This window comes from Pseudomonas sp. UM16, assembly GCF_050312595.1.
Taxonomy (GTDB): domain Bacteria; phylum Pseudomonadota; class Gammaproteobacteria; order Pseudomonadales; family Pseudomonadaceae; genus Aquipseudomonas.
On sequence record NZ_JBNPJT010000001.1, the window covers coordinates 104,547 to 117,612 of the forward strand.

The following is a 13,066-nucleotide window of genomic DNA, read 5'->3' on the forward strand; positions in this document are numbered from 1 at the left end:
CCTGTATTACTGCTGGGGTTGGACCATGGTCGGGTCAAGCTGCTGATAAGGTTGCAGAATACGGTCACGCTGCTCGCCCAGAATCCAGGCAAACCCCGAATACATCACCATCAGGCAGACCAGCGTGAACAGCGCAACCATCCACCACGGCACGATGCGCACCAGACTGTGGCGTTTGTCGCGCAGGCCCTCCCAGTGTGGTGACAGTTCACGCGGAACATCACCGCGAAGCTGACGGATTTGCCGGTACAGCGCATCGCGAATGCCTTCGAGTTCAAGCATGCCGCGGGGCAGGATCCGATACTTGCCCTGGAAGCCCAACGAGAGGCACAGGTACATCAGCTCAAGCATCGGCAGGTGCTTGACCGGGTCCTTCGAGAGCCGATCAAGCAGTTGGAAGAATTTTTCGCCACCAAAGGTCTCGTTGTGAAAGCTACTGAGCAGGCTCATCTGCGACCACTCACTTTCCTTGTCCTGTAGCATGGTGACCACCGCCTCGTCGACCACGGTGCATAGCACGTAGCGGGCGTTGATCGTTTCGCTGTGTTGCGCACCATTTTGCTGGGCACGCACCTCAAACCGTTTCAGCTCCTCGCTCAGTCGCTGGTTGAGCGCGGTCAAATCTTCACTACTGTTGCTGTGCTTAAGGCGCACCACTTCCGACAACAGATCGCAGGCAGCTGCCACCAGCGCATTGAGGCCGATATTGAAGGCCTCGGCCGGGCGCAGACGCGCGGCGTAGATCATCCGCTGTTCAAGTCGTTCGATGCGCGTTGGCGTGACCACGTCGGTCATCGCTTCCTGCGCCGGGCCATGGCCCTGGCGATCGAGCAAAACGGTTTTGTCGTCCTGGGGGTATTCCATGTCCTTGATCATGTCGGTCAGTTCCTGATGGCCCAGAATTTCAGTTCAAGCTCGGCGAACTCGCCGGACACGTGGAAGGCGAAACCGCCTGAACGCTCCAGTTGCGCCAGGTCATCGGAACTGAGTTCGAGAATGAAATACGTTTTGTTGGCGTGGAACGCGATCTGCCGTGGCGCCACTGGCAACGGTTTGACCTTGATCCCCGGCAAGTGCAGGTTGACCAGTTGGCGAATTTGCTCCACCGGACCGACCTTCAGGTGCGCCGGCAAGCGATGACGCAGCTCTTCAGCGTCGCAGTTGGCACTGGCGGCCAGGATGAACGAGGCCGAACCCAGTAGCTTGTGATCATGCAACGGCGACACCGTGATCCCGTATTGACGCGCCTGCAGCTCCAGCTCAATGGCGTGCTGTTCGAGCACCATCGACAACACCTGGCGGATCGCGTCCATCAACTTGCGAAAACTCTCGCCCTGGTCGCTGTGCTGGTAACGGCTGTCCAAGCGTGGCCGCTTACTGTCGCTGGCAAAGGTCGCCAGATCGCCGAGCATGGTCAGCAGCGTGCAGTACAGCGCTTGCGGATGGACCTGCTCCAGGCCCAGGTAGTGGCGCAGAAGTAGTTCGGTACGGTTGATCAATTGCAACATCATGAAGTCGCCGACTTCGGCACCGCCGACCTTGCTGTTGGAACGAACCCGCTCGGCAATGGTGTCGCCGCGGTGGCTAAGCATGCTGATCACTTCCTTCAAGCACGACAGCAGGTAGCTCGAGGCATGGGCGTGGATGAAGGTCGGCACAAAGTCCGGGGCGAGGCTGATCACCCCGTCGGGCGTCGTATCAAGGACCTCGCAAAGCTTGAGCTTCACATAGACCTGGTCGCTCTGTTGCTCGCCGAGCAGCAGGCGAAAGTCCGGCCGGGCGCAGCTGACCTGACTGCTGGAATCGTCGCCGGCGTTGGAGTCGGCGACTTGTGTCTCATAAGCGGTATAGCGCGCCAGCACATCAGACTGCTCCGCACGGCGTGCTTCGATGTGGTTGCCAGTCACCAGCGGCAAGGCCAGGTAGACCGGGGTGTTGCCGGTATTGGGCGGCACGTCGAGGACCAACGGCTCGGTGTTGCCACCCAGTTCAAACAGGCTGCCATCCGGCAGAATGCCGGAGGCCTGGCTGATCACCAGCTTGCCCATGTTGAGAAACTGCAGGTCGATTTCCAGTCCCAGAAACCCCCAGCAATAGCTGCCCAGCAACTGGGTCCGGGTTTTTATCTGGTAGTCGTAGTAACGATCGTTGTGCTGGAAATGCTGCGGGCGCAACAGCATGCCTTCCTGCCAAATGACTTTATGCACATTCATGATTATCTGTCCGCCTTGTCAGTCGTTACATGGCTGGAGCGGATGCTGGCCTGGTCGAGGGTCAGATCGGCTTCGGTCAGGGCCTGCGCAGTGAGCGGCACCACATAACGCCACTGGGTTTGCGACAGGTCACGATAGGCCGCCAGCACACCGACATAGCGGCTGCCCTCCTCGACGCTGAGCTTGAGTTCCACGGTTTCACCTGGGCGCAACTCAAGCTCTTCGCTGGTTACCATGTCCGGCGCCAAAGACTCCTTGGCACGCTCATAGAGGCTGAAAAAATCAGCGTTCTCGAAGGCCACCGGATGCTTGAGCTCGATCAGCCGCACCACGATCGGTGACGGACGACCGTTGAGGTCAGGATTGAGCTGATCGCTGGCGGTCAGCTTGAGGTTCAACTTGGTCATGCTCGAATACGGCGACAGCGAAGCGCAGCTGGCCAGCAATGCCAGGGTAGTCAGCGCAGCAAGCGCCTTGAGTAACAGGGTCAGGCGACGGGACATACGCATCATCCTTGGTGTTCAGTGTGAAGGGTGGAAATCAAGCGGATCTGTTCTTCGTAGGCCTGGGCAAAGTCACGGGCCAGCAGGCGCTCGCTCCAGTCATCATCCTGGCGCAAGGTTTGGTGATAGCGGTTGTAAGCCCTCCAGCGGCTGCCGGCAGTGGCCAGCAGCGGTTTACTATCGCGTTCGAACCGCAGGGTCAGTTGCTGCGGCGAGAAATGTTCGAGGGTGCCGCGCATAGCCGCACGGCTGGCAGTCAATAGCGCCACCTGGTGCGCTTGCAAATCGCGAAAGGCACGGGAGATCGCCTGCTCGGCCGGCAACTGGCCGGGCTTGTTGCCCAGCAGCAGGATGCCCAGCGCTTCGCTGGCGTCCAGGGCGAACTTGAGTGGGTTCTTACCGTTGCCCTGGGCGGTGGTCAGGGCAAGGCGCAATTCATTTTTCAGCTCGCTGCGGGTGCGCAGGCTCTGTTGCAGGTCGCCGACGCTTTGCTTGAGCAGGCGCGCGGCCTTGATCGCCAGCGCTTCACGGCTGTCGTGATCGAGGTTCTTGAGGTCCACCCCCAATGCCGCGCCGAATTGCTCCCAGAAACCTTCGCTCTGTCGTTCTACCGGGACCGGCTCGACGCTGACCGACGGCTCGGGCTGCGCCACCAGTTCCGGTACCAGCAGGCTTTCCATGTCGATGCGCGCATAGTCCGCACGCTGGAGGGGTTCCAGGCGCGGCGTGTTGAGCGCGGTCAGCTCATCGATTTCTGAATACACCCGCTCCTGCTGGTCCAGGGCGCGGAGCGGGTCGAGGTCGAGGAATGCGTCATCGGGAATGGTGCTACCCGCAGCTTGCGGACGACCGGCCTCGATGGCGAGGGTTGCCGGATCGTGCACCAGGCGCGCGCGAATCTCGAAGTCCCCCAGCACAAAAATACTGCCGTGCTCAATTCGCTGCGGTACGCCCTTGCGCAGGTAGGCGCCGCTATTGCTGGCTTGGATACCGTTGCTGCTGGTATCGGTGAGGAAAAATGTACCGTCGCGGTAGCTAATATAAGCATGATGATTGGACAAGTGACGCTGAACGTCTGGAATGCTCCAGTCACAATCCTCGGCTCGCCCGATCACCCCGCCTGCTTGCTTGAAGGTTTTGCTGCTTAATTGCGTGGGCACGAACTGAGTGGCGTTCAGCATTTCGAAAACCAGTTCCATAATGAGGCTCCTTGCGGTCACTTTCCGCGATTGACCGCCTGCGGATCACCCAATGGGCGATAGGTGTTGTCGTTGAATTTGTAATTTCCGCTACAGCCGCCGAGGCCGCTGAGAACGAGCAGGGCCAGCACGGCGGCTTGCCAGTGACGAACAGGCATCAGTAGGTCTCCATGAGTAGTCAATGCATAAGGCGTCACCCCTGGCGGGCGGCGCTCAGAGAAATTAAATGGCATTTCGTGAAGCCATACGGCGCTAGCCCTCGAAGTCGCCAAGATTGATGTTCAGCCGCCCGAGGCGGTACAGCAGCGTGCGCCTGGGCAACCCCAGCTCGCGGGCTGCCAGGGTCTGGTTGCCATCGTTCTTGCGCAGGCAATCAAGCAGCAGCCGGCGCTCGACCTTCTCCAGGCGTTCGCGCAGGTAGAGGCCGGGTTCTTCCGGCAGCGCTTCGATGCTCAGAGAGAAATGCTCGGCCAGCAGCTCACCGCCTTCACACAACAACACCGCTCGCTCCACCAGTCCCTTGAGCTCGCGCACGTTGCCCGGGAAGGTGTAACCGCAGAGATGATTGAGGGCGCTTTCTGACCAGCTCACCGGGTCGCGCTTCAAAAAGGCACAAGCTTTGTCGGCGAAGTGTCGGGCCAGGTCGAGGACGTCGCCTTCGCGCTGACGCAGGGCCGGCAATTCGATCGGAAACTGCGCCAGGCGGTAGTACAGGTCCTCACGGAACTTGCCTTCGCTGACCAGAGCAGCCAAATCGCGGTGGGTTGCGGCGATGATGCGCACGTCGATCGTGTGGGTATCGTTGGAGCCCAGCGGGCGAATCTCTCCCTCCTGCAACACACGCAACAGCTTGGCTTGCAGGGACAGCGGCATGTCACCGATTTCGTCCAGCAACAGTGTGCCGCCATTGGCCGCGTCGAATAGCCCGGCGCGGTCGCGGTCGGCGCCAGTGAAGGCGCCCTTGCGGTAGCCGAACAGTTCGCTTTCCAGCAAGTTCTCCGGAAACGCCGCGCAGTTCTGCACGATGAACGCCTGGGAGCGTCGCGGACCATAGTCATGGATGGCCCGCGCCACCACTTCCTTACCGGTACCGGTTTCGCCGCGCAGCAATACAGTGTAGGGACTGTGCAGCACTTTGCTGATCAACTGGTAGGTCTGGCGCATGGCCGTGCTACTGCCAATCAGCCCGTATCCGCTGGCGCTGACCGAGACGCTGGCCGTGGGCGCCATATCGTCCACCGGATGGCGCAGGCGTTGCAGCAGGTGCAAATGCCCGAGCACGAACGCGCCGAGCTGGCCCATTGATTCGGCGAAGCCCTGAAGGTCGACAGGTTCGCGACTGGCGCACAACAACAGACCCTCGACGGCCTTTTGCGTGTTTACCAGCGGTATACACAACAACGACTGCCAAGGCATCTCCCTGCCTGGCAGAAAGCTGGTTTCGTGGAGGCTGCCGCTCAGTCCCACCAAGCTCACCACACGGTTCTGGCACAGGGCGAACTGCAGCAACTGCTCGCCGTTGTAGTCCACTGGTAGGCTCGTCGCTGCCTGCGATTGCAGGATGCCGCCCAGAGATTCGGCGCTCAGACCCAGACGAACATGTGTGGCATCGAGCAGGTACAGCTGGCTCAGTTCGCAACCACTGAGTTCGGCCACCCCGCGCACAAAGTCGCCCAGCAGCGTAGCCGCATCGGCCGCCCGCGCAAGGCTGGCGAACTGCGCCAGCAGCGCCTCGGCGTAGGTCAGTGGTTGCGGTACCTGGGTGAACATCACGCCCACCTCAGGCGAACTCGCAGGTCACGCTGCCGCTACTGTCGAGCGTCGCGTACACGCGCTTCAGGTTGTCGCCGGTGGCCATGGAGTCGAGCAAACGGTCGGCCACCAAAGGCAGTACGTGCAGATCGAGCAGGTGGTCGATCAGGCGAGCGCCGCTATCGTTCTGGGTGCAGCGCTCGGCCAAGTGATCGACCAGGTTCTGACAGTAACTGAAATCCAGTTGGCAACGGTTCAAACGCTCACCTAGACGAGCCAGCTTGATTTCGATCAGCTCGCGCATTGCCGGGCCGCCCAATGGGTAATAGGGCACCACACGCATGCGTGCCAGCAGCGCCGGTTTGAAATGCTTGCTGAGTATCGGGCGGATGGTTTTTTCCAGGGTCTCAGCGCTTGGCCGCTCGCCGTTCTCGCACAGTGCGCTGATGCAGTCACTGGCCAGGTTCGAGGTCATCAAGATCAAGGTGTTGCGAAAGTCGATTTCACGCCCTTCGCCATCGTTGGCTACGCCTTTATCAAAGATCTGATAGAACAGGTTAAGCACATCCGGGTCGGCCTTTTCGACTTCGTCGAGCAGCACAACCGAATAGGGTTTTTGTCGCACGGCTTCGGTAAGCATGCCGCCTTCGCCGTAACCCACGTAGCCCGGCGGCGCGCCGATCAGGCGTGACACGGTGTGCTTCTCCTGGAACTCGGACATATTGATGGTGGTGATGAAGCGATCACCGCCGTACAGCAAGTCAGCCAGGGCCAACGCGGTTTCGGTTTTACCGACGCCGCTGGGCCCCACCAGCAGGAATACCCCCACCGGTGCATCCGGCTTGTTCAGGCCCGCGGCGGTGGCGCGCATGGAACGGTCCAGCGCATGCACGGCCTGTTCCTGCGCACGAATACGCAGGCGCAGGTCGGTGGCGAAGCTCGCCACCTTGGCGTTGTGTTCACGAGCCAGCTGCTCCAACGGTACACCGGTCCAGGCGCTGATCACTTCAGCCACCAGACGCGGGCAGACTTCAAAACTGACCAGACGCTCCTGACACTGGGCATCGGTCAGCGCGCGATGGGTTTCTCTGAGCTCGGCTTCCAGTGCTTCGACGCAGCCCCCCTCCTCCACGTCGGCAACGACGGTTTCGACCGCCGCCGCTTCGCGGGCCTTGGCCAGCTGCTGGCGCAGCTCGAGCAGACGCTGGGCCAGGGCCCGCTGCTCACCCCACAAGGCTTCCATGACGCGCTGCTCAGCCTCAGTTTCAGCCAGACGGGTTTCCAGCGCGTCCAGCACTTGCTGGTCAATCGCCAAACCGGCCTCGGCATCGCGGCGCAGCGCCTGACGCTGACGGCCGCCCTCGGCCAGCTCGCCACGCAGGCGTTCCAGGCTTTGCGGCGCTGCCGCCAGGCTGATCCGCACCCGGGCACAGGCGGTGTCGAGGACATCCACCGCCTTGTCTGGCAGCTGACGCCCAGCCAGGTAACGGGCTGACAATTCAGCCGCAGCCACCACTGCATCATCGCGCAGGTAAATACCGTGACTCTTTTCGTAGACCTGGGCCAGGCCACGCAGGATGGTCACCGCCTCATTGACCGTCGGTTCGTGCAATTGCACCGGTTGGAAGCGGCGGGCCAAGGCCGGGTCTTTCTCGAAGTACTTCTTGTACTCAGCCCAGGTGGTGGCGGCGATGGTGCACAGCTCGCCACGGGCCAGTGCCGGCTTGAGCAGGTTGGCCGCGTCGGAACCGCCAGCATTACCGCCCGCGCCGATCAGGGTGTGGGCTTCGTCGATAAACAGAATGATTGGCTTGGGCGAGGCCTTGACCTCATCGATCACGCCCTTGAGACGACGCTCGAACTCGCCCTTCACACTGGCGCCCGCCTGCAGCAGGCCCATGTCCAGCGACAGCAGCTCAACATCCTTGAGCACCTGCGGCACTTCACCGGCAGCGATCCGCGAAGCGAGGCCTTCGACCACCGCAGTTTTACCAACGCCGGCTTCGCCGACCACAATCGGGTTGTTCTTACGCCGCCGGGCGAGGATGTCGACCATCTGGCGTATCGCGTCATCACGACATAGCACCGGATCGAGTTTGCCCTCGCGGGCCTGCTGGGTCAGGTTGTGGGTGAAACGCGGCAACAATGATTCGCCAGGCACCGACGGGTTAGCGTTGGCCGGCTCCTCCTTCTGCGACAGGGCGAAATCCTTCAGGCGCTCGCTGTTCAACTTGGCCAGCAGCGCCTGGTAACGGCTTCCGGCGTAACGCATCGGGTTGCGCAGTAACGCGAGGATCAGGGCGGCCTGCTCTACCTGAGTCTGACCCAGTTCGAGGTTGGCCACCAACAAAGCATCCTGCAGCCACTGCACCAACTCCGGAGCGAACACCGGGTTGCGCGAGGCGCTGTGCTCGACCTGTGGCTGCAACGCCGCGCTCAACTCGCCGACATCCACTTCGGCATCCTGCAACGCACGTGCGAGCAGCCCTTGCGGGCGCTCCAACAAGCCCAGCAGCAGATCCTCGATGAGGATCTTGCTGCCGCCCCGGGCGACGCAACGTTCGGCGCAGCGCTCCAGATCTCGGCGAGTGTCGGCGTCCAACGCCTGGATCAGTTGCTGCAGGTCTACATTGATCATAATCATCTGTCCTTAACGAATTTTGCTGCCGAGGGTCACCACACCGTCCGCGTGTTCACGGCCGAGCCAACTGGTCCACCCGAGGCGACAGGTGTTCTGCTCACTGATGCACAGTTCACGGATTTCTTCCTGGCGCAGAACCAGGCGAATGTCGTAGTCAAGCGGGTCACGCAAGGTGAACCGCACCAGCGCGCACAGCGGCTGGTAGCCGACACCGATCGGTAAAAATTCATGGAAGCGTTGCCAGTCGAGCTGGTAGATATGGATGCGGAACTTGCCGCTGCGATCGCGCACCCGCTCGCCCAGCACCAAGTCTTCGCCGAACTGGCTATTGGCACGCCCCAACTGGTTGCGTTGTTCTTGGAGAATCTGCACCCGGCGCTCGATGCACTGCTCGATCACCAGCTCGGCATGCTTGAAGTAGTAACGCAGCACGGCCTCGATCAGTGCCGCCGAGTGAGCTCGCAGGCTGAGCAAGCCGAGGTACGGCAGCAGACGCTTCCAGTTCAGTTCGCCGGCCTTGCGTATTTCTTCGCCACCGAGGCCTATCAAGGCAAACAGCTGGGCAGAAAACGGGTCGAGCGCGCCGCTCTTGAAGCTGGCGCGATAGCGGTACTTTCGCCAGATCGGCAGCATCAACCGCTGTAAGCGATGATGGAACAGGTCAAGAAAGGTACGCGTCGGGTTACCGTCTTCGCTGTCACCCAGGGCTTGTTCTGCGTAAAACGCCGGCAGCGGCGAGCCAGAGCCGAACAGCCCGATCAGGTTAAAACGCAGGCGCGCACGTACCTGCCCATGCTCCTCGAAGAACTCCACGCGATCGACATCGCTACCAGGGAAACCCAGGCTCGGATTGCCCTGGAACTCCAACTGCTCGTAGAGATCCTCTTCACTCAGGCCTGGATGTGACTCACGCAGCCGATCCATCACCAGCAGCACGGCTTGAAACAACGAGTACTCGCGGATGACCCGAGTCAACCCGTTTAAAGCAGGGGCTGAAGACCCATTCGTGGTGTCCATTGGTACACCTCTCCTTGCGTACTTTTTACCCTCAGCTCGTGATACGAGTTGAGACTGGCGTAAAGCGCGAAAAACTCGTTGAGAACCGAGGCGAAGACAAACAAGTCGCCCTCACCGATATAACCTTGCGGGTCGATGGTCAGCTCGGTGCGCAAACCGCGCAGCGGCAGGCCCCTATGCAGCCGGTCGACATGTTCATGGCGGATTGACTTGAGCCCGTCCAAGAGGCGTTTACTGACCTTTTCCAGTTGCTGGTCGTAGTAGCGCGGCAAGTCATAGGTTTCGAGAATCACCTTGAGTGCATCAACATTGGCCAGTGACAAATAGTTGAGCGACATGTTGCTTATCAGCTTCCACAGGAAGTCACGATTGAGCGGTGGTGCGTAACTCGAGGTCACCGGGGTGATGTTGCGGAAGGTAAGGAACTCCGGGGTTTGCTCACACCGCTGGTTGATCTGGCCGGACTCGAGTCGGCGCGGCAGGTTCTGATTGGTGCAGATCAGCTCGATGGACAGAGTTTCAGCGGCTTCGGTGTGGCGGATGCCAAAGCTCAAGTAGGTGTCCAGGCCCTCATGCAGCAACGAGGAACGTTGGCGGATGCTGTAGTGCGGGCGGTCTCCCGCAACATCGAAACTTGGGTCATGTTCAAAGGATTCGAACGGTACATATTCCTGATAACCCAGACCGCCCGGCCGCCAACCGGTCACCGCTTCCACGGAAAACACGCCACATGTTTTCAGGTCGTACTCAGCCGGCAGCAGCAGGTACTCGTCTTGCTTGCCATCGAGGCGGATCGGCAGCGCGTCAATCTTGAATAGATTGACGATCGGCGTGCAATACAGTTTCACGTTGTCCAGCGTCGGTCGCAGACGCTGGATACCACTTTTGCGAATGTCGAAACGCACCTCCAGACCGTGCATCTGCTTGAGGGTGTCCTCCGGCAGGGAGTTGAGTAGATCCAAGCCGTTCAGGTCGACAAACAGGAACTTGTCCTGGAAGGCAAAATACTCCTGGAGATAGCGATAGCCGCGGAAGGTGTTCAGCGGGTACGGGATCAACGCCTCCTCCTCGGCAAAACCCACTGGCTGCACGCGACTGCCGGGCAGCTTGAACGACAAGGCATTGCCGCTGACGCCCAACACGGGCTCACCCTCCCCGTCCAGTGGTACCAGCTCAATCCCTTCGAGGTTGCGCAACAGGCTGAGGTAAAGCATCTGGCTGATGTAGCGCTCGCCAGCAAGGTGTAGGCGCAGACGGCTCAGGTCCAGCTCACCCAGATGGCCATCGCACCCCATCTCCAGGCGCAAGCACAGCAATGCACCGTCGCCTTTCACCGAGTAGTTCAACGCCGCCAGCTTCAACGGCAAGACGTCCGTCGCGTAGCAGGTACGGAAACGGCACTGCACGTCATCGATGAGCGTGCTCTGCACCGGCGTTTCACGCGCCACGCGCAAGGCCGGCCCGGACTGTTCCAGCGGGTCGAACTGGAGGATGCTGAACGCTGGCAACGGGCGCATGTAGTTGGGCCACAACAGGTGCATCAGCGAGTGGCTCAGTTCAGGCAGCTCATCATCAAGCTTCTGTCGCAGGCGGCCAGTCAGGAAGGCGAAACCTTCAAGCAAGCGCTCCACATCCGGATCTCGTCCCGCCTGACCGAGAAACGGCGCCAACGCTGGGCTACGCTCAGCGAAACGGCTACCCAGCTGGCGTAGCGCAGTAAGTTCGCTTTGGTAGTAGTGGTTGAAGGACACTCGCAGCTCCCTGCTTTTCGTGGGTGTAAATGTTGTGAAATAAGTAGCCATCGCAATAGCGGACTTCGGTGTTGGCCGCTATCGTCGTTGACTTAAATGACCTTGACCTGGCCGCTAGCATCCAAGCACGCAATGAAACTGACCTGGCGTTTGAATCCCTCAACCTGCAGCAGGCCTTCGATGCTGAAAGACAAGCGAAGCTGATCGTGGTCACGTGGCTGGGCAACGACACGCACATTGCTCAGGCGCGGCTCATAGGCTTCGATGAAGTTTTCAATGGCCAGCCGCGCCTGGCTCAGGGCATCGTGCAGACTCAGGCGCATGTCGTTCAGATCCGGCAGCCCATAATCGGACAGCGTTTGCACGCTGCCCGCCCGGGTGCTTAGCATCTTGCTCAGATGGGCTGTCACCGATGTCATGGCGCATGCCTCTCGGCTCCAGCCGGCACGTTTGCCGGCTTCGCCACTCAAGCGTTCGAAAAGGCTGCCGTATCCAGTCATCACCGGGTTACTCTTTATCCAGCTTCCCCACTAGCGACAGGGTGAAATCGGCGCCCATGTACTTGAAGTGTGGCCGTACGTTCAGGCTGACGCGATACCAGCCTGGCTCACCTTCCACATCACTGACGATGACCTGCGCAGCGCGCAACGGACGTCGGCCACGTACTTCGGCACTCGGATTCTCCTGGTCGGCAACGTACTGACGTATCCACTTATTGAGTTCCAGCTCGAGATCGGTGCGCTCTTTCCACGAACCCAGTTGCTCGCGCTGCAGCACTTTCAGGTAGTGAGCCAGGCGATTGACAATCATCATGTACGGCAGTTGGGTACCGAGCTTGTAGTTCAGCTCTGCGGTCTTGCCTTCGGCACTGATGCCGAAGAACTTCGGTTTCTGCACCGAGTTGGCCGAGAAGAACGCCGCGTTGTCACTGCCTTTGCGCATGGTCAGGGAGATGAAACCTTCTTCGGCCAGTTCATATTCGCGACGGTCGCTGACCAGAACTTCGGTCGGAATCTTGGTTTCGATTTCGCCCATGCTTTCGAAATGGTGCAGAGGCAGGTCTTCTACGGCACCGCCGCTCTGCGGGCCGATGATGTTCGGGCACCAGCGGAACTTGGCGAAACTGTCAGTCAGCTTGGTCCCGAACGCGTAGGCGGTGTTACCCCACAGGTAGTGCTCGTGGCTGTTGGCAACGGTTTCCTTGTAGACAAAGGACTTGACCGGGTTCTCTTCCGGATCGTACGGGTTACGCAGGAGGAAACGCGGTACGGTCAAACCAATGTAGCGAGCGTCTTCCGATTCGCGGAAACTCTGCCATTTAGTGAACTGCGGCCCCTCGAAGTGATCCTTCAGGTCCTTCAGGTCCGGCAGACCAGTGAAGCTTTCCAGGCCAAAGAACTTCGGACCGGCAGCGGCAATGAACGGTGCATGGGACATGCACGCAACGCTGGATACATACTGCATCAGCTTCACGTCAGGCGAGCTTGGCGACATGAAATAGTTGGCGATGATTGCGCCGACCGGCTGACCACCGAACTGACCGTATTCAGCGGTATAGATATGCTTGTACAGCCCGGCCTGCATCACTTCTGGCGAATCTTCAAAATCGTCCAACAAGTCCTGCTTGGAAACGTTGAGAATTTCGATCTTGATATTTTCACGGAAGTTGGTGCGGTCAACCAGCAACTGCAGGCCGCGCCAGGCTGATTCCAAGGACTGGAAATGTTCGTGGTGAAGGATTTCGTCCATTTGACGGCTGAGCTTTGCATCGATCTCGGCGATCATGCGGTCAACCATGGCCTTCTTGACCGGCTCGCCGCTGTTTTGTGGCTTGAGCAGCTCTTCGATAAAGGCCGATACACCGCGTTTGGCGATGCCATAGGCTTCGTCATCCGGGGTCAGGCGGGTTTCGGCGATGATGCTGTCGAGAATGCTGTATTCGGCGCTTTGATTGCTGTTCTGTTGTGCTGCGCGGGTGCTCATTGCGTTG

Annotated in this window: 11 protein-coding genes; all 11 read right to left on the bottom strand. The window is 60.0% G+C overall.

The window, feature by feature from the left end; translation table 11 throughout:
* Positions 1-6: 6 nt before the first annotated feature.
* Complete coding sequence (icmH, locus tag ACQRAX_RS00490; protein ID WP_412037696.1) at positions 7-876, bottom strand: type IVB secretion system protein IcmH/DotU; 870 nt, start codon at positions 874-876, stop codon at positions 7-9.
* A gap of 5 nt (positions 877-881) precedes the next feature.
* Positions 882-2,213, bottom strand: coding sequence for a type VI secretion system baseplate subunit TssK (gene tssK / locus ACQRAX_RS00495; RefSeq protein WP_412037695.1), 1,332 nt, complete (start codon positions 2,211-2,213; stop codon positions 882-884).
* A 2-nt stretch (positions 2,214-2,215) separates the two neighbouring features.
* Positions 2,216-2,716, bottom strand: a complete 501-nt coding sequence (tssJ, locus tag ACQRAX_RS00500) for a type VI secretion system lipoprotein TssJ (protein WP_412037694.1) — start codon at positions 2,714-2,716, stop codon at positions 2,216-2,218.
* A 5-nt stretch (positions 2,717-2,721) separates the two neighbouring features.
* Complete coding sequence (gene tagH, locus ACQRAX_RS00505; RefSeq protein WP_412037693.1) at positions 2,722-3,915, bottom strand: type VI secretion system-associated FHA domain protein TagH; 1,194 nt, start codon at positions 3,913-3,915, stop codon at positions 2,722-2,724.
* Positions 3,916-3,932: 17 nt separating this feature from the next.
* Positions 3,933-4,073, bottom strand: a complete 141-nt coding sequence (locus tag ACQRAX_RS00510; protein WP_045190494.1) for a hypothetical protein — start codon at positions 4,071-4,073, stop codon at positions 3,933-3,935.
* A 94-nt stretch (positions 4,074-4,167) separates the two neighbouring features.
* Complete coding sequence (locus tag ACQRAX_RS00515; RefSeq protein ID WP_412037692.1) at positions 4,168-5,685, bottom strand: sigma-54 interaction domain-containing protein; 1,518 nt, start codon at positions 5,683-5,685, stop codon at positions 4,168-4,170.
* A 10-nt stretch (positions 5,686-5,695) separates the two neighbouring features.
* Positions 5,696-8,311 carry a type VI secretion system ATPase TssH gene (gene tssH / locus ACQRAX_RS00520; protein ID WP_412037691.1) on the bottom strand — a complete coding sequence of 872 codons (2,616 nt, stop codon included), beginning with the start codon at positions 8,309-8,311 and terminating at the stop codon, positions 5,696-5,698.
* Positions 8,312-8,317: 6 nt separating this feature from the next.
* Positions 8,318-9,325 (bottom strand): type VI secretion system baseplate subunit TssG, encoded by a 1,008-nt coding sequence (tssG, locus tag ACQRAX_RS00525; RefSeq protein WP_412037690.1) that lies wholly within the window; start codon positions 9,323-9,325, stop codon positions 8,318-8,320.
* On the bottom strand, positions 9,289-11,076 hold the full coding sequence (tssF, locus tag ACQRAX_RS00530; RefSeq protein ID WP_412037689.1) for a type VI secretion system baseplate subunit TssF: 1,788 nt from the start codon (positions 11,074-11,076) through the stop codon (positions 9,289-9,291). The genes tssG and tssF overlap by 37 nt, the downstream gene beginning before the upstream one ends.
* A 92-nt stretch (positions 11,077-11,168) precedes the next feature.
* Positions 11,169-11,576, bottom strand: coding sequence for a type VI secretion system baseplate subunit TssE (gene tssE / locus ACQRAX_RS00535; protein ID WP_045190488.1), 408 nt, complete (start codon positions 11,574-11,576; stop codon positions 11,169-11,171).
* A gap of 7 nt (positions 11,577-11,583) precedes the next feature.
* Positions 11,584-13,059 (bottom strand): type VI secretion system contractile sheath large subunit, encoded by a 1,476-nt coding sequence (gene tssC / locus ACQRAX_RS00540; protein WP_045190487.1) that lies wholly within the window; start codon positions 13,057-13,059, stop codon positions 11,584-11,586.
* Between the last annotated feature and the right edge of the window lie 7 nt (positions 13,060-13,066).